25 protein-coding genes are annotated in these 23812 nt (G+C 32.7%); 20 read left to right on the top strand and 5 right to left on the bottom strand.

Features of this window, described 5'->3' with window-relative positions:
* Positions 1-13 precede the first annotated feature (13 nt).
* From THYS13_RS02740 to THYS13_RS02645, 20 genes are all read left to right on the top strand, one after another.
* Positions 14-1270: a pitrilysin family protein gene (locus THYS13_RS02740; protein ID WP_042833052.1), complete on the top strand. Its 1257-nt coding sequence runs from the start codon at positions 14-16 to the stop codon at positions 1268-1270.
* Positions 1254-1700 (top strand): dUTP diphosphatase, encoded by a 447-nt coding sequence (gene dut, locus THYS13_RS02735; protein ID WP_042833051.1) that lies wholly within the window; start codon positions 1254-1256, stop codon positions 1698-1700. Before THYS13_RS02740 ends, dut begins: the two co-directional genes overlap by 17 nt.
* Positions 1701-1711: 11 nt before the next feature.
* Entirely contained in the window at positions 1712-1963 is a 252-nt protein-coding gene (locus tag THYS13_RS02730; protein WP_042833050.1) for a YlmC/YmxH family sporulation protein, read from the top strand.
* A gap of 102 nt (positions 1964-2065) precedes the next feature.
* Entirely contained in the window at positions 2066-3262 is a 1197-nt protein-coding gene (gene dapG / locus THYS13_RS02725) for an aspartate kinase (protein ID WP_042833049.1), read from the top strand.
* 59 nt (positions 3263-3321) lie between these two features.
* The gene (locus THYS13_RS02720) at positions 3322-4038 is read left to right on the top strand and encodes a ClpP family protease (RefSeq protein ID WP_042833048.1); all 717 of its coding nucleotides are present in this window, start codon (positions 3322-3324) and stop codon (positions 4036-4038) included.
* On the top strand, positions 4038-4247 hold the full coding sequence (locus tag THYS13_RS02715; protein ID WP_042833047.1) for a YlzJ-like family protein: 210 nt from the start codon (positions 4038-4040) through the stop codon (positions 4245-4247). Before THYS13_RS02720 ends, THYS13_RS02715 begins: the two co-directional genes overlap by 1 nt.
* A gap of 118 nt (positions 4248-4365) precedes the next feature.
* On the top strand, positions 4366-6489 hold the full coding sequence (locus tag THYS13_RS02710) for a DNA translocase FtsK (protein WP_042833046.1): 2124 nt from the start codon (positions 4366-4368) through the stop codon (positions 6487-6489).
* Between the two features lie 18 nt (positions 6490-6507).
* Complete coding sequence (rimO, locus tag THYS13_RS02705) at positions 6508-7818, top strand: 30S ribosomal protein S12 methylthiotransferase RimO (protein WP_042833045.1); 1311 nt, start codon at positions 6508-6510, stop codon at positions 7816-7818.
* Positions 7818-8354, top strand: coding sequence for a CDP-diacylglycerol--glycerol-3-phosphate 3-phosphatidyltransferase (gene pgsA / locus THYS13_RS02700; RefSeq protein ID WP_042833044.1), 537 nt, complete (start codon positions 7818-7820; stop codon positions 8352-8354). The genes rimO and pgsA overlap by 1 nt, the downstream gene beginning before the upstream one ends.
* 13 nt (positions 8355-8367) lie before the next feature.
* Positions 8368-9609, top strand: coding sequence for a competence/damage-inducible protein A (locus tag THYS13_RS02695; RefSeq protein WP_042833043.1), 1242 nt, complete (start codon positions 8368-8370; stop codon positions 9607-9609).
* Positions 9610-9673: 64 nt separating this feature from the next.
* Positions 9674-10696 carry a recombinase RecA gene (gene recA / locus THYS13_RS02690; protein ID WP_042833042.1) on the top strand — a complete coding sequence of 341 codons (1023 nt, stop codon included), beginning with the start codon at positions 9674-9676 and terminating at the stop codon, positions 10694-10696.
* Between the two features lie 44 nt (positions 10697-10740).
* The gene (locus THYS13_RS02685) at positions 10741-11343 is read left to right on the top strand and encodes a regulatory protein RecX (RefSeq protein WP_042833041.1); all 603 of its coding nucleotides are present in this window, start codon (positions 10741-10743) and stop codon (positions 11341-11343) included.
* Positions 11344-11422: 79 nt separating this feature from the next.
* Positions 11423-12949: a ribonuclease Y gene (gene rny, locus THYS13_RS02680; RefSeq protein ID WP_042833040.1), complete on the top strand. Its 1527-nt coding sequence runs from the start codon at positions 11423-11425 to the stop codon at positions 12947-12949.
* Positions 12950-13075: 126 nt separating this feature from the next.
* Complete coding sequence (locus tag THYS13_RS02675; RefSeq protein ID WP_042833039.1) at positions 13076-13858, top strand: TIGR00282 family metallophosphoesterase; 783 nt, start codon at positions 13076-13078, stop codon at positions 13856-13858.
* 72 nt (positions 13859-13930) lie between these two features.
* On the top strand, positions 13931-14191 hold the full coding sequence (locus THYS13_RS02670) for a stage V sporulation protein S (RefSeq protein ID WP_042833038.1): 261 nt from the start codon (positions 13931-13933) through the stop codon (positions 14189-14191).
* A 69-nt stretch (positions 14192-14260) separates the two neighbouring features.
* Positions 14261-15097, top strand: a complete 837-nt coding sequence (locus THYS13_RS02665) for a PHP domain-containing protein (protein ID WP_042833037.1) — start codon at positions 14261-14263, stop codon at positions 15095-15097.
* Positions 15098-15152: 55 nt separating this feature from the next.
* The gene (locus THYS13_RS02660) at positions 15153-16340 is read left to right on the top strand and encodes a pyridoxal phosphate-dependent aminotransferase (protein WP_042833036.1); all 1188 of its coding nucleotides are present in this window, start codon (positions 15153-15155) and stop codon (positions 16338-16340) included.
* A 13-nt stretch (positions 16341-16353) separates the two neighbouring features.
* Entirely contained in the window at positions 16354-17775 is a 1422-nt protein-coding gene (gene purB, locus THYS13_RS02655) for an adenylosuccinate lyase (protein ID WP_042833035.1), read from the top strand.
* Positions 17776-17844: 69 nt separating this feature from the next.
* Positions 17845-18741: a stage V sporulation protein K gene (spoVK, locus tag THYS13_RS02650; RefSeq protein WP_042833034.1), complete on the top strand. Its 897-nt coding sequence runs from the start codon at positions 17845-17847 to the stop codon at positions 18739-18741.
* 4 nt (positions 18742-18745) lie between these two features.
* Positions 18746-20020: a methionine gamma-lyase family protein gene (locus THYS13_RS02645; protein ID WP_042833033.1), complete on the top strand. Its 1275-nt coding sequence runs from the start codon at positions 18746-18748 to the stop codon at positions 20018-20020.
* 49 nt (positions 20021-20069) lie between these two features.
* Here THYS13_RS02645 and THYS13_RS02640 read toward each other — a convergent pair whose 3' ends face one another.
* The 5 genes from THYS13_RS02640 to miaA all read right to left on the bottom strand — a co-directional run bounded on the left by THYS13_RS02640 (position 20070) and on the right by miaA (position 23810).
* Complete coding sequence (locus THYS13_RS02640; RefSeq protein ID WP_042833031.1) at positions 20070-21062, bottom strand: tyrosine recombinase XerC; 993 nt, start codon at positions 21060-21062, stop codon at positions 20070-20072.
* A gap of 172 nt (positions 21063-21234) precedes the next feature.
* The gene (gene rnhA / locus THYS13_RS02635) at positions 21235-21693 is read right to left on the bottom strand and encodes a ribonuclease HI (protein ID WP_042833030.1); all 459 of its coding nucleotides are present in this window, start codon (positions 21691-21693) and stop codon (positions 21235-21237) included.
* Positions 21694-21695: 2 nt separating this feature from the next.
* Positions 21696-22490: a pyrroline-5-carboxylate reductase gene (gene proC / locus THYS13_RS02630; protein WP_042833029.1), complete on the bottom strand. Its 795-nt coding sequence runs from the start codon at positions 22488-22490 to the stop codon at positions 21696-21698.
* A 69-nt stretch (positions 22491-22559) separates the two neighbouring features.
* Positions 22560-22820, bottom strand: coding sequence for an RNA chaperone Hfq (hfq, locus tag THYS13_RS02625; protein ID WP_042833028.1), 261 nt, complete (start codon positions 22818-22820; stop codon positions 22560-22562).
* 42 nt (positions 22821-22862) lie between these two features.
* Positions 22863-23810, bottom strand: a complete 948-nt coding sequence (miaA, locus tag THYS13_RS02620; protein WP_042833027.1) for a tRNA (adenosine(37)-N6)-dimethylallyltransferase MiaA — start codon at positions 23808-23810, stop codon at positions 22863-22865.
* Positions 23811-23812: the final 2 nt, after the last annotated feature.

Below are 23812 nucleotides of genomic sequence, written 5' to 3'. Positions count from 1 at the left end.
AAAGGAGGATAAAATGTACGAACAAAAGATTATTGAAGGAGTAAAAGTTGTAACTTGTAAGATTCCCCACGCATATTCTGTATACATAGGGATATGGATTAAAGCAGGCTCTATGTACGAACATAAAACTATAAATGGAATATCTCATTTTATAGAACACATGGTTTTTAAAGGTTCTAAGCTAAGAAGCGCAAAGCAAATTGCGGAAGAAACGGATAGTATTGGTGGGCAGTTAAACGGCTTTACTGAAAAAGAAAGTACCTGTTTTTATATAAAAGTCTTAAATACTCACGTAAAACAAGGTCTTGATATACTTTTTGATATGGTATTTAACCCTGCCTTTAAGGAAGAAGACATAGAAAAGGAAAAGCAAGTCATCTTTGAAGAAATATTGACAGAATTAGATTCTCCTGAAGACGTAGCTTACAACCTTTTAGCAAAAACAATATGGAAGGGACATCCCTTGTCTTTTCCTGTACTTGGTACTTTTTCTACTGTTAAAAAGCTAAACAAAAAACAAATTGTAGATTATTATAATTCTCATTATAACAAAGATAACATAGTCATCTCGATAGCTGGAAATTTTGACGATGATATCTATGAAATACTGCAAAAATATTTATCAAAAATTCAAAAAACTAATGTTATTTCTCAATTGACTTCTCCAATTTGGCATAAAAACAAAACTTTTTATGAAAAAGATTTTGAACAGGTAAATTTATGTATTGGTTTACCTGGGATAACTTACGACTTAAGGAAAGTATATGCTTTAGCCGTCATTAATAATGCTTTTGGCGGAGGAATGAGTTCAAGACTATTTCAAAAAATAAGAGAAGATAAGGGATTGGTTTACTCGATTTATTCTTATCCTTCTACCTATCACCATGCTGGGGTCTTTTCTATTTTTGCTAGTATGAACGCTAATAATTTTAAGAAGGTATATGACTTAATTTTAAAAGAAATGGAAGAAGTGCATTCAAAAGGTTTAGCAAAAGAAGAGATTGATAAATTTAAAGAACAACTTCGCATAAACGTGTTAATGGATTTGGACAGTATAAGCAGTAGAATGAGCACAATAGGGAAATCCATGCTTTTATTTAACAAAGTGTATACTGTAGAGGAAATACTTCAAACAATAGATAACTTAAATTACGAGGAAATAAATGACTTAGCTAAAAAAATTATATATCCTGATGACATAAGCATAGCCGTGGTTGGAAAATTAAACAAAAGAGATAAAGGGTGGTTAGAAAATGTCAATAATACTTAAGATTAAAAAAACTGATGATGCTAAAGACTTACCTTTGCCTACTTATATGAGTGAAGGAGCCGCTGGGATGGATTTATATGCTAATGTTAAAGAGGAAGTCATATTACAGCCTGGTCAAATAAAATTAATTCCAACAGGTATACAAATTGAACTTCCTCCAAATTTTGAGGCCCAAATAAGGCCAAGAAGTGGCCTAGCTTTAAACTATGGAATAACCCTTTTAAATACTCCTGGCACAATTGATTCTGATTACAGAGGAGAAATAAAATTGATAGTCATCAATTTAGGAAAAGAAGCAGTCAAAATCGCAAGGGGACAAAGGATTGCTCAAATGGTAATCAATCAGATAGTGAGACCAACAATAGTAGAGGCAGAAATCCTTTCAGAAACAAAAAGAGATGATGGAGGATTTGGCCATACCGGTATATAAGGAGGATTTTTATGAGGTTAAGCGAATTTGGAAATAAAGAAATTGTAAATTTAACAGATGGAAGAAGATGGGGATTAGTAGAAGATTCAGATTTAGTTATTGATGAAGAAACAGGAAGGATTCATTCAATAATAGTATATGAATCAAAGGGTTTATTTAGAGGAAAGACAAACTATATTGAAATAAGTTGGGACTCTATAAGAAAAATTGGTGACGACATGCTTATCGTGGAATTCGAAGAAAATAAAAGACGGTTTTATTAAAAATATTACTTTTCTTTATCACTTTAATGAAGTATAATAATATAAAATGTGTCAACATATAAAATGTGTCAACTTAGATACCTCAAAAGAAAGGATGAGAACGTGAAAATATTGGTACAAAAATTTGGTGGAACTTCTGTATCAACACCCGAGAGAAGAGAAAAGGCTACCTCAAAAGTAATTGAAGCAGTTAAAAACGGTTTTAGCGTTGTAGTAGTAGTTTCTGCAATGGGAAGAGATGGAGACCCTTATGCCACAGACACTCTAATAAACATGGTTAAATCAATAGATAGTAATATTTCAAAACGAGAATTAGATTTATTGATGAATTGTGGTGAAATAATTTCCAGTGTGACTTTTGCTGCAACCCTATCAAAGAAGGGTTATAAAGCAAAAGTATTTACCGGAGGACAAGCAGGCATTATAACAGATGATAATTTTGGCAATGCGGAAATTATAAAAGTAGAACCAACAAGGCTTTTAGAAAGTTTAAAAGAGGGAATTATTCCTGTAGTAGCAGGTTTTCAAGGTATCACAGAAGAAGGAGATTTAACTACGTTAGGACGAGGAGGCAGTGATACAACTGCTGCTCTTTTAGGTGAAGCTCTAAAAGCTTCCGCGGTAGAAATATATACAGATGTAGATGGAATAATGACAGCAGATCCTCGCATCGTTTCAAAAGCCCATATTTTGAAAAAAATAAGTTATAATGAAGTATTCCAATTTGCAGAACAAGGAGCAAAGGTAGTACATCCCAGAGCGGTAGAAATAGCAATGAGAGGTAATATACCCCTTGTTATAAAAAATACCATGTCAGACAGTCCAGGCACTATTATAACTCAATATAATGAGGCTTACGATAATATTTACGATATAGATAAATTAGTCACTGGAATTGCCAATATGGACCATAGAGTTCAAATCGTGCTAGAAAACAGTGAAAATACAGAAAGTATATTCGAAAAAATTGCAGAAGAAAAAATAAGCATTGACCTTATAAATATTTTTCCTGAAAAACAAGTTTTTACAATATCAGATATGGATTTTAAAAAGTTACAAAAACTTCTTGAAGAAAACAATATAAAATATTCCTACAGAACTAATTGCTCAAAAGTCTCTATAATTGGTAATAGAATAAGAGGCGTTCCAGGAGTAATGGCAAGAGTAATAAAGGCATTATCAAGCCATAATATAGAAATTTATCAAACAGCTGACTCTCATAATACTATTTCTTGCCTTGTAAGTCAAGATAAAGCTGAAGAAGCAGTTAGAGTTTTACATGACGAATTTAATCTTTAAAAGGGAAGCGCATACTATTGCGCTTTTTTTTTATACTAATTATTAGGAGCGTGATAAAGATGGGCAATTTTTTAAAAAATGAAGAAACAGAACAACCTCAGATTTTACCACCTGTTCAGGAGAATTTAAAAAATTTAGGCCAGACAAACGTACCTAATTTTGAAAGCAATATTCATTGTCTTACTATAATAGGGCAAATTGAAGGCCACATGATACTGCCTCCACAAAACAAAACCACAAAGTATGAACACATAATACCACAATTGGTAGCAATAGAAGAAAACCCTAATATAAAAGGAGTTTTAATTTTATTAAATACTGTAGGAGGAGATGTGGAAGCAGGCCTTGCTATCGCAGAAATGATAGCAAGCCTTTCTAAGCCTACTGTATCTATAGTATTAGGTGGAGGTCACAGTATCGGGGTTCCTTTAGCAGTTTCAGCAAATTATTCTTACATAGTTCCCAGTGCTACCATGACAATACACCCTATCAGAATGACAGGATTAATAGTAGGAGTTCCCCAAACTTTTGACTATTTTAACAAAATGCAAGATAGAATAGTGGAATTTATTGTGCGAAATTCAAAAATAAAAAGAGAAACTTTTATGGGGCTTATGCTTAAAACTGGAGAATTAGCCAACGATATAGGAACAATTTTAGTTGGAAAAGAAGCAGTAGATTACGGTTTGATTGACGAAATAGGGGGTATCAAAGAAGCTTTAAAGAGGTTACACAATATGATAGAAGAAAGAGAAAAAAAGAAAGGTGAAGAATAATGCTATATACAATAATTCCCTATGAATTAATTTTTGAAAAAAAAGAGGATATACCCACCAATTACATAGAATTAAAGATGGGGAATAAGCAGTTAGTATTAGAAAAACTCTCAAATGGAAATTATATAATTCAAAGAATGTATTCTACTAATCCTTTTGATTACCTAGATGTAAAATATACTCCAGGAAGCATGATAAGTATTTATTAGAAAAATTTTTGTGTTATAATAGATGTGTTTAAAAAATTAGCACATCTATTTTTTTGTTGCTATTTTACATAATTAATACTAAAATTTTTATAGAAGAAATTATAAATAGGTGGTATATATGATTGATAAAAAACAAAAGTCTCTCAAAAATGAAATCATTGGAATTATATTTTTGGCTTTTACACTTATTTCTTTTTTAAGTCTTTATACAGATACAACAGGTGCTATAGGTAAAAACATAAAAATTTTTTTAAAGGGTTCTTTTGGGATAGGTTCTTATGTTGTATCTGCTTTACTTTTAGTATTTGCATTGATGTTTCTCTTTAATAATCGAGATTTTATAAAATTACATAAAGCTGCAGCACTTTTTGGATTTTTTCTAACCATCATAAGTTTAGATCATTTGTATTATTTCCCTTCTAATGAGGGATTAAAAAATTATATTTCAGCCGCTTACACTCATGGTATAGACAATATGGGTGGAGGAGTTGTTGCTGCTTTACTGGTATATTTTTTAGTAAAACTTTTAGGTATCACAGGAAGCTACATATTATTGTTTTCTTCTTTGGCAATTTTTATAGTGCTTATTACAAATGTATCTATTGTAAACCTGATGGAATCTTCCTATCAGAAGTTTAAACAACGTAGAAAAAAGGTAAAAAAAACAGACCATGAGAAGGAAGTAATTTCTACCTCTACTTTTCAGGAAGATTTCACACCTTTAGCAGAAAATATAATAGAAAAAAATAGAACAATTGATATAATTGAACAACTAGAAGAAGAAAGAAAAATCTATGAAAAAGGTACAAAAGATAAAGAAGAGGATATAGAAAGCGAGTATCTTCCTCCTCCTATAACTCTTTTAAAAGAGGCAATTCCCCCACCAAAAATAAAAAATGAAGTGTTAATGGAAAAAGTAAAAAAAATAGAAGACACCCTTAAAAACTTCGGAGTTGATGCAAAAGTTATCCAAGTGACAAAAGGGCCTGCAATTACTCGTTTTGAATTGCAACCTAGTGCAGGAGTCAAAGTTAGCAGAATCGTAAGCCTAACGGATGACATTGCTTTAAGTCTAGCTGCACCTTCTGTGAGAATAGAAGCGCCTATTCCTGGTAAATCTGCTATTGGAATAGAAGTTCCAAATGATAAAATAGCACCAGTATATTTGAGAGAAGTAATAGATAGCAAAAAGTTTAGAAATTTTAAATCAGACTTAGCAATTGGTTTAGGAAAGGATATCGCAGGTAATATTGTCATAGCAGATTTGTCTAAAATGCCTCATTTACTCATAGCAGGTGCTACAGGTTCTGGTAAAAGTGTTTGCATAAATTCTCTTATAGTGAGTTTGCTATACAAAGCCTCTCCCCAACAGGTAAAAATGATATTGATAGATCCCAAAGTAGTAGAACTTAATATTTATAACGGTGTTCCTCATCTCTTAACTCCTGTTGTTACAGACCCTAAAAAAGCAGCAGGTGTCTTAAATTGGGCAGTACAAGAAATGACCAGACGTTACAACTTATTTGCCCAATATGGAGTTAGAGATATAGACAGCTATAACGAAAAATACAAAGAAAACAGCTTATATAAAATTGTAATCATAATTGATGAACTTTCTGACTTAATGGTAGCATCTCCTGCAGAAGTAGAGGAATATACATTTAGGTTAGCTCAAATGGCAAGAGCAGCTGGCATTCATTTGGTCATTGCTACCCAAAGACCTTCTGTTGATGTCATAACAGGAGTTATTAAAGCCAATATTCCTTCAAGGATTTCTTTTGCTGTATCTTCTCAAATTGACTCAAGAACAATCTTGGATATGGCAGGTGCAGAAAAACTTTTAGGAAAAGGCGATATGCTTTTTAACCCTATAGGAGCAGCAAAACCTATGCGAATTCAAGGGGCTTTTATCTCTGAAGAAGAAGTAGAAGCTGTAGTAACTTTTTTAAAAAATCATTCTAATCCTCAATACGAAGAAATAGAAATTGAGGAAAAGACAAATGGAAAAATTTTTGAGCAACAAGAGGATGAATTATTAGAAGATGCTATTTCTGTAATTTTAGAAACAGGGCAGGCTTCTATTTCAATGTTACAAAGAAGATTAAGGATTGGGTATGCAAGAGCTGCTCGAATTATAGATCAATTAGAGCAAAAAGGTATTATAAGCGGTTATGATGGTTCTAAGCCAAGGCAAATTCTTGTATCAAAAGAGGAAATAAAAAAAATATTAGAAGAATCTTAAAATAGAAAGGAAATGCAGATGAAAAATGTAGGTATTATATCCCTTGGATGTCCCAAAAACACAATTGATTCAGAAAAAATGTTAGCGATTTTAAAAGAAAAAGGTTATAACATAGTAAATGATGAACATAAAGCTGACATACTCATTATAAATACTTGTGGCTTTATAGAGGATGCAAAAAGAGAGTCGATAGAGTACATCATTGAGATGGGAAAACTTAAAAACTGCAGGCTAAAATACCTTATTGCAACTGGCTGTTTGTCTGAACGATATAATAAAGAATTATTAAAAGAACTTCCCGAATTAGATGCAGTAATTGGCACTGGAGATTTCCCCAAAATTGCAGAAGTAATAGAAAAAATAGAAAAAGGAAAAACTGTTTTAGAATATGGACACGCTAATTTACTAAATGATGAAGGAATACAGCGCATTTTAACTACGCCAAATTATTACGCTTATTTAAAAATCGCAGAAGGTTGCAGTAATGCCTGCTCTTTTTGCATAATTCCAAAGATTAGGGGAAGATACAGAAGTCGCAAAATGGAGGACATACTTAGAGAAGCCGAAGAACTCGTCAAAAAAGGTGCAAAAGAACTTATACTCATTGCTCAAGACACTACAAAATATGGAATAGACGTTTATAAAAAATTTATGCTGCCCCAACTTTTAAAAGAAATCTCTAAGATTGATGGTTTAAAGTGGATTAGGTTACTTTATGCATATCCTGATAGTGTAACAGAAGAACTTGTTGAAGAGATAAAAAACAATGAAAAAATAGTAAAATATATAGATATTCCCTTACAACATTCTCATGATGAAGTCCTAAAAAGAATGAATAGAAATACTAATAGACAAAAAATAGAAAAGGTTATAAGTAGGTTACGTAAAATTCCAAACATGGTAATACGTACCACTTTCATAGTAGGTTTTCCTGGAGAGACGGAAGAAGAATTTGAGGATTTAAAACAGTTCATAAAAGAAAAAAGATTTGAGAGAGTAGGAGTTTTCACATATTCTCGAGAAGAGGGAACTAAATCGTATTATATAAAGCCTCAAATTAAAAAGAGTGTCAAAATTAAAAGACAACAAGAGTTGATGGAGATACAAAAAGAAATTTCTTATCAACATAATCTTTCAAAAGTGGGGAAGCAGTTAGAGGTACTAATTGAAGGCTTTAAAGATGGAATATATTATGGCAGAAGTTATATGGATGCCCCTGAGATTGATGGTGTTGTTTATATAAAAAGCAACAAAAAACTCAAAGCTGGAGATTTTGTGGTAGCAACTATAACCGATGCCTATGAGTACGATTTGGTGGGGGAATATTAATGAATTTAGCAAACAAACTTACAATGTTAAGACTTTTTTTAATACCTATTTTTATGTTTTTTATGCTTGTCAGAGGTCCCTACAACGATTTTATAGCTGCAGGAATATTTTCACTTGCAGCATTGACCGACAAATTTGATGGATATGTGGCAAGAAGGTTTAATCAAATAACTAATTTCGGAAAATTTATGGACCCACTGGTAGACAAAATAATGGTTTCTTCCGCTCTAATAGCCTTAGTGCAAATGGAACGTATTCAAAGTTGGATTGTAGTAGTTATATTAGCAAGGGAATTTTTAATAACAGGTATTAGGACAGTTGCTGCTGATAAGGGAATTGTCATTGCTGCCAGCAATTACGGGAAATACAAAACTACTTTTCAAATGATAGCAGTAATTGCACTGATGCTTAATAATTACCCTTTTAGCCTTATAAATTTTCCTTTCGACACTATAATGGTGTATATAGCTTTAATTTTGACAATTTATTCGGGTGTAGATTATATTATAAAATCTAAAAATTTATTCAAAGATTAAAGAGGTGTTTTAATTGAGAGGAGAAATTATTTCTGTTGGCACAGAGCTTTTATTAGGACAAATTTTAAATACTAACGCTAAATATTTATCTGAAAAATTGGCTCTTTTGGGCATAGATATATATTTCCATACTAACGTTGGAGATAACGAAGAAAGATTAAAAGAATGTTTAAATATCGCTGTTAACCGCTCTGACCTTATAATAACAACAGGTGGATTAGGTCCTACTGTTGATGACATTACAAAAGAGACAGTGGCTTCTTTTTTAGGTCTTCCTCTTGTAGAAAATGCTGAAGCGAAAGAAGAGATAATAAGATTTTTTGAAAAAATAGGACAAACACCTACTATGAACAATTTCAAACAAGCTTTTTTCCCAGAAGGCGCAAAGATTATACCAAATAAAAATGGAACAGCTCCTGGCTGTATAATAGAAAAAGATAGCAAAATCATCATAATTTTGCCTGGTCCACCTTCGGAGCTAATTCCAATGTTTGAGGAATCTGTATATCCTTATCTTAAAAGCAAAACTAATGAAACTATAAAATCACGCGTAATCAAAATATTTGGCCTAGGTGAATCAAAAGTGGAAGAAATGGTAAGACCTCTTTTGTTTAATTCTAATCCTACTGTTGCTCCTTTAGTAGGTGATGGATATGTAATTTTGAGAATAACTGCAAAAGGACATGATGACAAAGAAATTTCAGAAATGATTGAGGATATGGAATCAAGGATTAAAGGTATCATAGGTGACTATATATACGCTGCAGATGAGGAAGAAATGGAAGAAGTCGTGGTAAAAATGCTGCAAAAAAACAAATTAACTCTTGCTGTCTCTGAATCTTGTACAGGTGGTTTATTGGCAAAAAAGATAACAGATGTATCAGGGGCTTCAAAAGTCTTTAATTTAAGTATTGTTTCTTACAGTAATGAAGCCAAAGAAAAAATTTTAGGAGTTAAAAAATCTACTTTAGAAATTTATGGAGCAGTAAGCCATGAGACAGCAAAAGAAATGGCAGAAAATGTAAGAAAATTGGCCAATGCTGATTTTGGTTTGTCTACTACTGGAATTGCAGGGCCTACAGGTGGAACACCTGAAAAGCCGGTAGGATTGGTCTATGTAGGATTTTCTACTTCAGAGAAAGTCTATGTAAAAAAACTAATGTTAAGTGGTGATAGAAGTAAAATAAGGACAAGGACAGTACTACATGCTTTAGACATTGTAAGAAGATATCTTCTGGGGATAAAAATTGACTAGTTGTGACCATTAATATATAATTAATTTAATACTATACCTTGTATTCTTGGGAGGTAAATAATAAATGATAGAAAAACAAAAGGCTTTAGAAATGGCTATAAGCCAGATAGAGAGGCAGTTTGGTAAGGGCTCTATCATGAGATTGGGAGATACTGCAAAATTGAACGTAGAAGTAATACCTACAGGTTCTCTTGAATTAGACATTGCTTTAGGTGTCGGAGGTGTCCCCAGAGGGAGGATCATAGAAATTTTTGGCCCTGAGTCTTCAGGAAAAACCACCTTAGCGCTACATATGATAGCAGAAGCACAAAAAATGGGAGGAACGGGTGCTTTTATAGATGCAGAACATGCTCTTGATCCTGTATATGCAAAAAATCTTGGGGTCAATATTGAGGACTTATTGGTGGCGCAGCCTGATACGGGTGAACAAGCCTTAGAAATTGCAGAAGCCCTTGTTAGAAGTGGTGCTGTTGACATAATTGTGATAGACTCTGTTGCTGCTTTAGTACCTAAGGCGGAGATTGATGGTGAAATGGGAGATAGCCATGTAGGGCTTCAAGCGAGACTTATGTCTCAAGCTTTGAGAAAATTAGCAGGGGTCACCAGTAAGTCTAAAACTATTGTGGTTTTTATAAACCAGCTTAGAGAAAAAGTAGGTGTTATGTTTGGAAATCCTGAAACAACCCCTGGAGGAAGAGCTCTGAAATTTTATGCTACAATAAGACTAGATGTGAGAAAAGTGGATGCAATAAAACAAGGAAATGAAATAATCGGAAATAGAACCCGTGTCAAAGTTGTAAAAAATAAAATTGCTCCGCCTTTTAAACAAGCAGAATTCGATATAATGTATGGAGAAGGTATTTCAAGAGAAGGAAGCATTTTGGATATTGGCGCAAGTATAGACATAATTGAAAAAAGTGGTGCTTGGTATTCATATGGAGATATACGATTAGGACAAGGAAGAGAAAACGCAAAGCAATTTTTAAAAGAAAACAAAGAAATTGCTGATGAAATTGAAAGAAAAATTAGAGAAAATTTCAATCTAGCTTATAATAAAATAAAATCCTCCTCTGATGCAGTAGAATGACCCCTTATTTCTGGGGTTATTTTATTACAAAAGGAGAAATAAACATGATAATCACTACTATAGAAAAACAGAAAAAAAATAAAACGCAATATAATGTTTACATAGACGAAGAATATGCCTTTAGTTGCAATTTAGAAGATTTAAGCCACTTAGGCATAGAGGAAGGAAGAGAAATAGATAGTAAACAGTATAATTATTATGTAAACTATATCGCAACAAGACAAGCGACTGACTGCGCATTTAAACTCTTATCAAGAAAAATGTTAACAGAAAAAGAACTTTCTCAAAAGCTTGAAATGAAAGGTTTTGAAGAGAATATTATAAAAAGTGTTATTGAAAAGCTGAAAAGCTATAACTATATTAATGACGAAGTTTATACCAAATTATTTATAGAACAAAAAATAAACCAATTGTATAGCAGGCGGAAAATTTATTACGAACTTGTAAAAAAAGGAATTAGCAAAGAATTGATCCAAGAAAGTTTAAACAATTTTTATCCTGAAGAAAAAGAGGTTGAAATAATAAAAAAAATAATTGAAAAAAAATTAAAATCCCAAGAACAAACTAAAAAGTTAAAAAACTATCTTTACAACAATGGTTTTCAAGTTGAGAACATTAGCGATGCCTTGAAAGAAAAGGATTTATAACTTGACATAATTTTGAAAAGGGTCTAAAATAAAATATGAATAACTACTAAGGAGGTGTAAGAGTATTAGCTATGTTCAATTGATAATCACAGCACTTATTGCAATAGTAGTCGGCTTTCTAATTGGTTATTTGTCAAGAAAGATTATTGCAGAATCCAAAATAAAAAGCGCAGAAGATTTAGCGCGAACCATATTAGAAAGTGCAAAAAGAGACGCTGAAAATAAAAAAAGAGAGCTCTTATTAGAAGCTAAAGAAGAAATTCACCGCATGCGAACCGATTTAGAAAAAGAAATAAGAGATCGCAGAGGTGAATTACAGCGTTTAGAAAAAAGACTTCTTCAAAAAGAAGAAACCCTGGATAAAAGAGCTGAAACTTTAGAACAAAAAGAAAATCTTCTAGAAGAAAAACAAAAAGAAATTCAACAATTGGAAGAACAGATTTATTTACTCCATCAAAAAGAAATAGAAGAATTAGAAAGGATTTCGGGACTAAGCCGTGAAGAAGCAAAAACCATTTTATTAGAAAGTGTTCAAAAAGATATACAACATGAAATGGCTGTAATGATTAAAGAAATGGAAAACAAAGCCAAAGAAGAAGCAGAAATGAAAGCAAGGGAAATAATTAGCAATGCCATTCAACGTTGTGCGGCTGACCATGCTGCAGAAACAACTGTGTCTGTTGTTACCCTTCCTAATGATGAAATGAAAGGTCGCATAATAGGTAGGGAAGGTAGAAATATAAGGACAATAGAGACATTGACAGGAATTGACCTTATAATAGATGATACTCCTGAGGCTGTTGTTATTTCAGGCTTTGACCCTATACGAAGAGAAGTTGCGCGGATTGCGTTGGAAAAATTAATCGAAGATGGGCGAATACATCCCGCAAGAATAGAGGAAATGGTAGAAAAGGCTAAAAAAGAAGTAGACAACATGATAATCAAAGCAGGAGAAGAAGCGGCTTTTGAAGTAGGAATTCACGGTTTGCATCCCGAGCTAATTAAGTTATTAGGAAGACTTAAATTTAGAACTAGTTACGGTCAAAATGTGTTGAAACACTCAATCGAAGTAGCTCATTTGGCAGGACTTATGGCTTATGAATTGGGTGCAGATGCCATAGTTGCTAAAAGAGCAGGACTTTTACACGATATAGGTAAGGCCGTAGACCATGAGGTGGAAGGCCCTCATGTCATGATAGGTGCAGAACTGGCTAAAAGATATCATGAATCTGATGCTGTTATTCATGCTATAATGGCTCATCATAATGATGTAGAGCCTCAGACTGTTGAAGCAGTATTAGTCCAAGCAGCAGATGCTATTTCTGCTGCAAGGCCAGGTGCAAGACGAGAAGCATTAGAGGCTTATATTAAGCGTTTAGATAAGTTAGAACAAATTGCTAATTCTTTTGAAGGTGTAGAAAAGTCTTACGCTATACAAGCAGGAAGAGAAATCAGAATAATGGTAAAACCTGAAATTGTCAATGATGATGATATTGTCATTTTAGCGCGAAACATAAGCAAAAAAATTGAAGAAGAAGTTGAATATCCAGGTCAAATCAAAGTGACTGTCATAAGAGAGACAGTAGCTGTAGATTATGCAAAATAAAGGATTGAAAAAAAGCGTGCGATGAGCACGCTTTAAAAGTTTCATTATAAATTTTCATTAGCTATTGTTTTAATACATAGGTTTGTGTAATAATAAGTTTAAGAAAATTATTTTTGGAGGTTAAGAATGAAGATACTTATCATTGGTGATATAGTTGGAAGACCAGGTAGAGACATATTAAAAGAGCATTTGCAAGAATTAATATCAGAATATAATATTGACATAGTTTTAGCTAATGGAGAAAATGCTGCTGGAGGTAATGGATTGACTCGCAAAGTTGCTGATGAACTTTTCGAAATAGGAATTTCTGCATTAACAATGGGAAATCACGTGTGGGATCAAAAAGAAATATTAAAATTTATTGATGAAGAAGCGCGAATTATAAGACCTGCTAATTATTTGGAGGGAACACCTGGTAGGGGTTCTGTAATACTTAGCTTTAAAAACACAAAAATCGGTATTATAAATTTACAGGGGACAACTTTTATGCCTTGTAATAGAAATCCTTTTTTTATAGCTTTAGAAGAGGTGGAAAAACTAAAAAAAGAGGCTAATATAATTCTTGTAGATTTTCACGCAGAAGCTACTTCTGAAAAAATAGCAATGGGATATTTTCTAGATGGAAAAGTAAGTTGTGTGTTTGGCACTCATACTCACGTACAAACGGCAGATGAAAAAATATTACAAAATGGTACAGCTTATATAACTGATGTGGGTATGACAGGTCCTAGTGATTCTATATTGGGAATAGATAAAGAATTAATAATTAAAAGATTTACATCTTCTGTACCTGTACGCTTTGAAGTTGCAAAAAAAGGTCCTGCCCAAATAAATGCCATTGTAATTTCTGTTAATGAAATAACAGGAAAATGCTATAGCATAGAACGCATTAATAAAATTTATGCATAAAAAGGAGGATTTTTAAAACAAATGTAGAATATTAACAAGGAGAAAATCATTTGTCTTTAAGGGGGAAAAACAATGGAAGTGTTAAAAGTTTCAGCAAAATCTAATCCAAATGCTGTAGCAGGAGCGTTGGCAGGGGTGTTAAGGGAGCGTGGAGGTGCAGAAGTACAAGCGATAGGTGCAGGTGCAATAAATCAAGCTGTAAAAGCCATTGCAATTGCAAGAGGGTTTGTAGCTCCCAGCGGAATTGACTTAATTTGCATTCCTGCTTTTACAGACATTGAAATAGACGGTGAAGAAAGGACAGCAATAAAGTTAATTGTAGAGCCAAGATAAAAAATAACCTGCATTTTGCAGGTTATTTTAAATTACAAAGGTAAAATTTAGCGGAAAGGTTGGGATATAATGTTTGCAGACCTTCACATGCATTCAAAAGCTTCCGATGGAACTAATTCACCATATGAAGTAGTTCGATTGGCAAAAGAACATGGACTTAGTTGTATTTCTTTGACAGATCACGATACAGTTGATGGGCTAGAAGAAGCCATGGGAGCTTCTGCTAAATATGAGATTGAAGTTATTCCTGGAATTGAGTTTAATTGCTATTATCAAAATCAAGAAGTTCATATTTTGGGTTATTTTATAAATTACAAAGATAAAAATTTTTTTGAAAAGTTGGAAGAAATGAAAAAGTTGAGAAATGATAGAGCCAAAGCGATTTTAAAAAAATTAAATGAATTAGGGATTAATATTTCTATAGAAGACGTATTGGAATTCACAAGTGAAAAATTCATAGGAAGACCTCATATAGCAAGAGCCATGGCGAAAAAGAATTATGTAGAAAGTGTAAAAGAAGCTTTTGAAAAATACATAGGGGTAGGTGCTCCTGCTTATGTAGAAAGATACAGAATCACTCCTTTTGAAGCAATAAACCTTATTTTAGAAAATGGAGGTATTCCTGTTCTAGCTCATCCCGGGTTACTTCAAGATGACAGTATTATTGAGGAATTAGCTCTAAAAGGTTTAATCGGAATAGAAATTTACCATTCAAAACATACTATTGAAGATGTAAAAAAGTATTTAAATAAAGCTAAAAAATACAAGTTAATCATAACTGGAGGCTCAGATTTTCACGGTATAGAAGTAGATGGCAGAGACCTTTTAGGAACCATAAAGTTAGACTATGAATATGTAAAAATATTGAAAAGTAAAGCTAAAAATTTTGTAGAAATATCAAAATAATTAAGTTAAAATAATATTGTGATTCATATAACAAAACCCTCTGGAGGTGTAAAAATTGGATTTATCCCAAAATGCCTTACAAATTACCCCTTCTATGACATTAGAAATAACTGCAAAGGCAAAACAGCTAAAAGCTCAAGGCGTAGACGTTATAGACTTCGGAGTAGGAGAGCCAGATTTTGATACACCCGATTACATAAAAGAAGCTGCAATTGACGCTATAAAAAAAGGCTACACCAAATACACTCCTTCTTCAGGCATTTCCGAATTAAAAAAAGCAGTATGCGACAAGCTTTTAAAAGATAACGGCCTTAAATACCAACCAGAACAGATTGTCATATCAAATGGTGCAAAACACTCTATATATAATGCTCTTTGTGCAATTTTAAATCCTGGTGACGAAGTTATAATTCCTGTACCTTATTGGTTAAGCTATCCTGAGATGGTGAGATTGGCTTATGGAAAACCTGTCTTTGTAAAAACAAAAGCAGAAAATGACTTTAAAATTACAGCCGATGAATTAAAAAATGCTGTTACCTCTAAGACAAAAGCTTTAATTTTAAATACCCCCAACAATCCAACTGGCTCAGTGTATACTAAAGAAGAGTTAGAAGAACTTGTAAAAATTATTGAAGAAACAAATATTTTTGTCATTTCAGATGAAATATACGAAAAATTAATTTACGAAGGCAGTCACATCAGTATCGCCTCTTTAAATGAAAAAATTAAAGAAATGACAATTTTGGTAAACGGTATGTCTAAAGCTTATGCCATGACGGGATGGAGAATTGGATATACTGCTTCTTCTTTAGAAATTGCAAAGGTTATGTCAAACATTCAAAGTCACACCACTTCAAATCCCAATTCAATTGCTCAATATGCCAGTGTAGCCGCTTTATCAGGAGATGAAACTGTTATTAAAAGAATGGCAGAAGAATTCAATAAAAGAAGAATTTATATGGTTGAAAGGATAAATAAAATAAAAGGATTGAAATCAAATAAACCTCAAGGTGCTTTCTATGTAATGGTAAATATAGACGAATACATTGGAAAAGAAATAAAAGGAAAAATTATTAGAGGTTCCATAGATTTTGCAAATGCTTTAATTGAAGGAGCAAATGTAGCAGTTGTTCCTGCTTTGCCCTTCGGAATGGACAATTACATTAGGATTTCTTATGCTACTTCCATTGAAAATATTGAAAAAGGCTTAAATAGAATCGAAGAATTTTTAAATAAAGCATAATGAGGAGGTAAATATGCGAGATACTTATCAGAATCCGTTAATAACAAGATACGCTAGCAAAGAAATGGCCCAAATCTTCTCTGACGACGAAAAATTTAAAACTTGGCGAAAATTATGGGTAGCTTTGGCAAAAAGCCAAAAAGAATTAGGGCTCAATATTACAGATGAGCAGATTAAAGAAATGGAAGAAAATATAGACAACATAAACTATGAAGATGCGGAAAAATTCGAAAGAGAATTTCGACATGATGTTATGGCTCACATACATGCCTATGGTCTTTTGTGCCCCAAAGCAAAACCTATAATCCATTTAGGAGCTACCTCTGCTTTTGTAGATGACAATACAGACATTATTTTGATGGATAAGGCTTTTAAGCTAATTGAAAAGAAGCTTCTTAAAGTAATAAAAGTTCTATCCGAATTTGCTTTAACATATAAAGATTTACCTACTTTAGGTTATACTCACTTTCAACCAGCTCAACTTACTACGGTTGGTAAAAGAGCATGCCTTTGGATACAAGATTTAATTCTCGATTTACAAGATTTAAGATATAGAAGAGAAAACATAATGTTAAGAGGAGTAAAAGGCACCACTGGTACACAAGCAAGTTTTATGGAACTTTTTGGTGGTGATGAAGAAAAAGTAAAAGAGCTAGACAGATTAGTAGTAGAAAAAATGGGATATAAAAAGTCCTTCCCCGTGACAGGGCAAACTTATACGAGAAAATATGACTTTATGCTCTTGTCTGTATTGAGCGGTATTGCTCAAAGTGCTCACAAATTCAGCAATGACCTAAGGCTTTTACAACATTTGAGAGAAATTGAAGAGCCTTTTGAAGAAAAACAAATAGGTTCCTCTGCGATGGCTTATAAAAGAAATCCTATGAGAAGCGAGAGAATGGCAGCTTTAAGTAGGTATGTTATTGTCACACTTTTAAATGCATCTATTACTTCTTCAGCTCAATGGTTTGAAAGAACTTTAGATGATTCAGCTAACAGACGAATTGTAATACCCGAAATGTTCCTTGCCACAGATGCTATATTAAATCTTTATATAAACATTGTGTCTGGTTTAAAAGTAAACAAAAAAGTAATTGAAAAAAATGTGATGAAGGAATTGCCTTTTATGGCTACAGAAAAGATTTTAATGGAAGCTGTACTTAAAGGTGGGGACAGACAAGAGTTACATGAAGCTATAAGAGTATACTCCTTAAAAGCGGCAGAAGAAGTTAAAAATGGAGAAGAAAATAGGTTGCTTGATTATATACAAAATGACCAAAGATTTAAACTTTCCCAAGAAGAAATTAAAGAATTAGTTGACCCTATAAAATTTACCGGAAGAGCTGTAAGCCAGACTGAAGAATACATTAAGGAAATTGTAAACCCTATTTTAGCAGATTTTAAAGAAGATGTAGAAGCAAAAGTAGAAGTGTAAAATTTGTTCACTTTCCACATCCCAATATCATAGAATAACAATAAAAATGGTATTGGGATGTGGTGGTAGATGGGAATATGGCCAGTTTTCTTTGAAGGATATAAAATAGAAAAAAAGTCAGAAGATAAACCTAAAGAAGTCACAACAACTGTAGATGATAAAAAATTACAAGAAGAAGCTTTAAAAGAGCTAAATTCTTTGATAGGCCTTAATAAAGTGAAAGAAATTATACAAGAAATTTACGCTTTCTCGCAACTGCAAATAAAGCGTAAAAAGGAAGGATTAGCCACTGAACCTATAGTATTACATATGATATTTAAAGGTAATCCAGGAACAGGCAAAACTACTGTAGCAAGGATATTAGGAAAACTTTTAAAAAGTATAGGAGTTTTAGAAAAAGGCCATGTAGTTGAAGTAGAGAGAGCTGATCTAGTAGGAGAATACATAGGACATACTGCTCACAGGGTCCGTGAAAATGTAAAAAAAGCTTTGGGAGGAATTTTGTTTGTAGATGAAGCTTATTCTTTGGCAAGGGGTGGAGAAAAAGACTTTGGCAAAGAAGCTATTGATACTCTTGTCAAAGAAATGGAAGACAATAGGAATAAATTTATACTTATATTAGCAGGTTACAAACACGAAATGGAATATTTTTTAAATACCAATCCCGGACTTTGCTCCAGGTTTCCAATCCAGATAGATTTTCCTGATTATACTATAGATGAACTTCTTCAGATTGCGGAAGTCATGGTAAAAAACAGGCAATATAAGCTTACAGAAAGTGCAAAGAAAAAATTAATGAAAATATTGATTCGTGACGACAATTCAAGAGAAATAGGAAACGCGCGCCTTGTAAGGAATATCATAGAAAGAGCAATTAGAAAACAGGCTGTAAGAGTTTTAAACAAAATAAATATAACTAAAGAAGATTTAATAACAATAGACAGTATAGACATTAGAGAGGACTGAGAAAATGGACACAAAAAAATTTTTGCAGAACAATTTCCATATAAACTCAAAAATAATAGAAGTTATAGAAAAAGCAGAAAAAGATTGTTATCCTGCATTTAGAAAGATTGATAAGACTGTAGAGTACAATCAGTATAAGGTCATATATCATTTCCAAAAGAACAAATTAAGCGATATCCATTTTAATGGCACAACTGGCTATGGATATGGTGACATTGGGCGAGAGACAATCGAAAAAATATATGCAGGAATATTTGCCACAGAAGACGCTTTAGTAAGGCCTCAAATCGTATCTGGAACTCATGCTATAGCATTATGCCTATTTGGCAATTTAAAACCAAATGAAGAGCTAATTTCGGCTTGTGGGAGGCCTTATGATACGTTAAAAGAAGTAATAGGGATAAAAGGGGAGGGGAGGGGAAGTTTAAAAGAATACGGAGTTATATATAAAGAAATTCCCCTCCTTAATGATGGAAAAATAGATATAGAAAGTGTAAAAAAAGCAATAACCTCAAAAACTAAAATGGTGATGATTCAACGATCAAAAGGATATGACTATAGAAAGTCTTTGAAGATAGAAGATATAGAAAAGGCAATTAGTGAAATTAAAAAAGTAAAAGAAGATGTAATCATATTTGTAGATAATTGCTATGGAGAATTTACTGAGATAAAAGAACCAACAGAAGTAGGAGCCGACATTATAGCAGGTTCTCTTATAAAAAACATAGGTGGGGGAATTGCCCCTACAGGTGGATACGTAGTAGGAAAAAAGAAATTAGTTGAAAACTCTTCTTATAGGCTATATGCCCCTGGAATAGGAAAAGAGGTAGGTCCTTCTTTAGATTTAAATAGATTGATTTTACAAGGGTTATTTTTTGCACCTCAAGTGGTAGGACAAGCTTTAAAAGGAGCTGTCCTTTTAGCGAAAATTATGTCAGACTTAGGCTATGAAGTTACTCCAAAATATGACGAAGAAAGAACTGACATAGTTCAAGCTATCAAATTTAAAACTACTAAAGAGTTGATATCTTTCATCCAGGGAATACAAATGGGGTCCCCAGTAGACTCTCATGTAATTCCTGAGCCGTGGGACATGCCAGGATATCAGGATAAAGTCATAATGGCAGCAGGAGGATTTATACAAGGATCTTCTATAGAGTTAAGTGCAGATGCACCTATAAGAGAACCTTATATCGCATACGTGCAAGGTGGTCTTACTTATCCTCAAGTAAAATTGGCAATAGCTATTGCTTTAAATAATATTTACAAAGAAGAATAAGCTACAAAATAAAATTCAAGAGGAAAGATTTTCCTCTTGAATTTTATTTTCAATCTTCCTTTTGTGATAAAGGGTTTTTATTTACAGCTTCTTTTAATTGCGAATCATCTACATGGGTATAAATTTGCGTCGTAGACACGTTAGAATGCCCTAGGAGCTTTTGTAAAGTCCTTATATCTACATTACCATATCTGTACATCAAAGTCGCGGCTGTATGGCGCAATTTATGGGCAGAATATTTTTTTCCTTCTAAATTAGCATTTTTTAAATGTTTTTTTACGGTATATTGTACAGTTTTAACACTTATGCGTTTAAGCCTTTTACTCAAAAACAAAGCCTTTTTATCTTTGACTCCTTCTTTAGGTCTTACTTCTAAATATGTATTTATTGCATCAATACACGCATCATTTAAATAAACTGTTCTTTGTTTATTTCCTTTTCCTATAACAGTTAGTTTATCATCTTTTATGTCGTCTAGATTTATATTCACCAGTTCAGAAACTCTGAGCCCACAGTTTAAAAACAAAGTGATAATTGCATAATCTCTTTCTTTAAAAGGCCCATCTATAGAATTTAAAAGCTTCTTGCTTTCATCAAGGGTGAGGTAAATAGGCTGTCTTACAGAAAGTTTTGGCGATTCTAACTCTTGAGTAGGATTTTTGCTTAGCACTTTAGCTTTTTTGTAAAGATAATTATAAAAAGACCTTAAACTTGCTACTTTTCGAGCACGAGCAGGGGGAGTATTAGACCTTTCGTTAGCTACAAAGTTAAGGTAGGCGTATAAGTCGTTTAAATCAACAGATTCTATCAAATCAACATCTACATCAGAAATATCTATTTCATCAAATTCTACATTAGGACTAACTTTTCCGCGTCTTTGCTTTAAAAAGCGCAAAAACAAAACCAAATCATAAGCATAAGCTTTTACAGTATTATAAGAACGGGCTTTTACAGTTGAGAAGTAGTTTAAAAATTCTTCAAGAAGAGGGGGATATTTAATAGAACCATTATTGAAAGTATTATTAGAAATTTTGTTAGTCATTCTCAAAACTCCTTTCTACAATTCTAATTATACGAAATAGTTATTTCGTATAATTACTTGTATATATAATACCATAAATATAATACTTAAATCAAACTATTTAGATACTTCGTTTAAAATTATTAAAAAGCTCAAGGAACCTTTTAGTAAGGTTCCTTGAGCTTAAAAACTCTTATAACTTTTTAGTGTTTCTTTTTATTTGCTCTGTAGCCAGTCTATCACATAAATTGTTGTATTCACTATCTGCATGACCTTTTACTTTAATCCAATTGATTTGATGTCTTTTTGAAACCTCTAAAAGCTCTTTCCATAACTCTTGATTTTCTACTGGAGTTTTATCTGATTTTAGCCAATTGTTTTTCTGCCACTTTTCAAGCCAGCCTTCTTTAAAGGCATTTATTACATAACTACTGTCACTATATAAATTAACTTTACAAGGCCTTTTTAAGGCTTTCAAAGCTTCTATTACTGCTTTTAATTCCATTCTATTGTTTGTAGTATTTTCTTCAAATCCTGATATTTCTTTTCTTGTTCCTTTATACAGTAAAACTGCTGCCCAGCCACCTGGACCAGGATTACCACTACAAGCTCCATCTGTGTATATTTCAACAACATCGATATTATTTGACATTTCTACTTCAATCCTTTTGTTTTTTGATATGCTGCAGCCACTGCTTCAATTACCGCACTTCTCATTGCATTTTTTTCCAAAATCCTTATACCTTCAATAGTTGTACCACCTGGAGATGTTACCATGTCTTTTAATTGACCAGGATGAAAACCTGTTTTTAATACCATGTTACCTGCACCAGATACAGCCTTTGAAGCTAATTTATACGCAACATCTCTTGGTAATCCCAATAGTACACCACCATCTGCTAATGCTTCAATAAACATGTACACAAATGCTGGACTACAACTAGAGACAGCCATTGCAGCATCAATCAACTTTTCTTCTACTTCTACAGTTTCCCCACAGGTTTTAAAAATCTTCTCCACAATCTCTTTATCTTCTCGCTGTATCTCTTGTGAATAACTTATAGCAGTAATACCTTCTCCTATTAAAGCAGGAGTATTAGGTATTGTTCTTATTATTTTTCCTGTTTTTAAAATATCTTTGACATGACTTATAGTTATACCCGGAGCTATAGTAATTATTATTTTTTTATCAGTTACTTTTACTTTTATTTCTTCTAATACAGCATCGTAAATATTAGGTTTTACTGCTAAAATGATAATATCTGACTTTTCAGTTAAGTCAATATTGTCTTTTGCAACAATAACACCAAATTCTTTTTCTAATCCCGCTGTTTTTTCTTTCACTGGATCATAAAGAATTAAATCTTCAGCGTCTATAAAATCTGCCTTTAATATGCCCTTTATAAGAGCAAGTCCCATATTGCCGACTCCTATAAAACCAATCTTCATCTTGAAAAACTCCCCTACTTTGTTATTTCAAAAAAACAGTATTAGTTACCCTAATACTGTTTTTTTGTTTTACTCTTCTTTCTTCTCATCCTTATCAGAACCAGAGAAGATTACAGGCTTTTGGGGTGTAATTGTCGAAATTGCATGCTTATAGATAAGAAGTTGTTGTTTATTCTCTGACTCCAACACCACTGTAAAATTATCAAATCCTTTCACTAAACCCTTTAATTGGAATCCGTTGATTAAGTAAATAGTTACTGGTACATGCTCTTTTCTCACTTGATTTAAAAAGATATCCTGTAAATTAATAGCTGCTTTTGAACTTGCCATCTTTATCCCCCTTCTTTAATATGTATCATTAGTTATATTCTATCAAAAATTTAATTTTCCTGCTAAATATTTAATAATATTTTTCTTGAGTTCTTCATAATTTTCATAGTCATCTACAAAAAACCATTTGATAAAGTCATAACCCTTAAACCATGTGATCTGTCTTTTTGCATACCTCCTTGTCCCTTTTTTAATCTTTTCAACAGCTTCTTCTAAAGAAATCTCTCCTTTTAAATACTCGACAATTTCTTTATATCCTAAAGCCTGCATAGCAGTACTGTCTTTATTATACCCGATTTTTAGCAAGTTTACCACTTCTTCAACCAAATTATTTTTTATCATTTCATCTACTCTTTGATTAATTCTATCGTATAAAATTTGTCTGTCTCTGAAATTAAGCCCTATCATTATAGGCTGATACTCTAGATTTAAACGCATACCACTCATTTTTTGATAGTAAGAAATAGGTTTGCCTGTAAATTCATAAACTTCTAAAGCTCTGATGATTCTTCTAATATCATTTGAATGTATTTTTTTTGCTGCCTCTGGGTCCACACTTTTTAACTTCTCATAAAGATATTGACTGCCATAAGTATTTGCTAATTCTTTCATTTTCTCTCTAAATTCTTTGCTTCCTTCAAAATCAGAAAAGTGCATGATGTAAATTATTGAATTGATATATAAACCAGTTCCCCCTACAATTATAGGAAGTTTCCCTCTTTTGTAAATATCCTTTATAATCTCTTTCGCTCTTTTTTCATATTCTGCTACACTAAACTCTTGATTTGGATCTACAATATCTATCAAATAATGAGGGATGCCTTGCATTTCTTCCTTTGTAATTTTTGCTGTACCAACATTCATGTACTTATAAACTTGCATAGAGTCAGCAGAAATGATTTCTCCATTAAATTCTTTTGCCACGTCTACTGCTAATTTAGACTTGCCAGAGGCTGTGGGCCCAACAATAAGCACAATTTGTATAGCCATCC

Source organism: Thermoanaerobacter sp. YS13, assembly GCF_000806225.2.
Lineage (GTDB): Bacteria > Bacillota > Thermoanaerobacteria > Thermoanaerobacterales > Thermoanaerobacteraceae > Thermoanaerobacter > Thermoanaerobacter uzonensis.
This window is presented reverse-complemented; position numbering and strand designations above follow the sequence as displayed.

Coding starts and splice junctions, on each gene's coding strand:
- THYS13_RS02670 (WP_042833038.1), top strand. CDS start 13,931: ATGGAAGTGTTAAAAGTTTCAGCAAAATCTAATCCAAATGCTGTAGCA.
- THYS13_RS02715 (WP_042833047.1), top strand. CDS start 4,038: ATGCTATATACAATAATTCCCTATGAATTAATTTTTGAAAAAAAAGAG.
- recA (WP_042833042.1), top strand. CDS start 9,674: ATGATAGAAAAACAAAAGGCTTTAGAAATGGCTATAAGCCAGATAGAG.
- rimO (WP_042833045.1), top strand. CDS start 6,508: ATGAAAAATGTAGGTATTATATCCCTTGGATGTCCCAAAAACACAATT.
- THYS13_RS02730 (WP_042833050.1), top strand. CDS start 1,712: ATGAGGTTAAGCGAATTTGGAAATAAAGAAATTGTAAATTTAACAGAT.
- miaA (WP_042833027.1), bottom strand. CDS start 23,810: ATGGCTATACAAATTGTGCTTATTGTTGGGCCCACAGCCTCTGGCAAG.
- THYS13_RS02710 (WP_042833046.1), top strand. CDS start 4,366: ATGATTGATAAAAAACAAAAGTCTCTCAAAAATGAAATCATTGGAATT.
- THYS13_RS02685 (WP_042833041.1), top strand. CDS start 10,741: ATGATAATCACTACTATAGAAAAACAGAAAAAAAATAAAACGCAATAT.
- THYS13_RS02675 (WP_042833039.1), top strand. CDS start 13,076: ATGAAGATACTTATCATTGGTGATATAGTTGGAAGACCAGGTAGAGAC.
- dut (WP_042833051.1), top strand. CDS start 1,254: ATGTCAATAATACTTAAGATTAAAAAAACTGATGATGCTAAAGACTTA.
- THYS13_RS02720 (WP_042833048.1), top strand. CDS start 3,322: ATGGGCAATTTTTTAAAAAATGAAGAAACAGAACAACCTCAGATTTTA.
- hfq (WP_042833028.1), bottom strand. CDS start 22,820: ATGGCAAGTTCAAAAGCAGCTATTAATTTACAGGATATCTTTTTAAAT.
- THYS13_RS02640 (WP_042833031.1), bottom strand. CDS start 21,062: ATGACTAACAAAATTTCTAATAATACTTTCAATAATGGTTCTATTAAA.
- THYS13_RS02740 (WP_042833052.1), top strand. CDS start 14: ATGTACGAACAAAAGATTATTGAAGGAGTAAAAGTTGTAACTTGTAAG.
- rnhA (WP_042833030.1), bottom strand. CDS start 21,693: ATGTCAAATAATATCGATGTTGTTGAAATATACACAGATGGAGCTTGT.
- THYS13_RS02665 (WP_042833037.1), top strand. CDS start 14,261: ATGTTTGCAGACCTTCACATGCATTCAAAAGCTTCCGATGGAACTAAT.
- purB (WP_042833035.1), top strand. CDS start 16,354: ATGCGAGATACTTATCAGAATCCGTTAATAACAAGATACGCTAGCAAA.
- THYS13_RS02645 (WP_042833033.1), top strand. CDS start 18,746: ATGGACACAAAAAAATTTTTGCAGAACAATTTCCATATAAACTCAAAA.
- proC (WP_042833029.1), bottom strand. CDS start 22,490: ATGAAGATTGGTTTTATAGGAGTCGGCAATATGGGACTTGCTCTTATA.
- pgsA (WP_042833044.1), top strand. CDS start 7,818: ATGAATTTAGCAAACAAACTTACAATGTTAAGACTTTTTTTAATACCT.
- spoVK (WP_042833034.1), top strand. CDS start 17,845: ATGGGAATATGGCCAGTTTTCTTTGAAGGATATAAAATAGAAAAAAAG.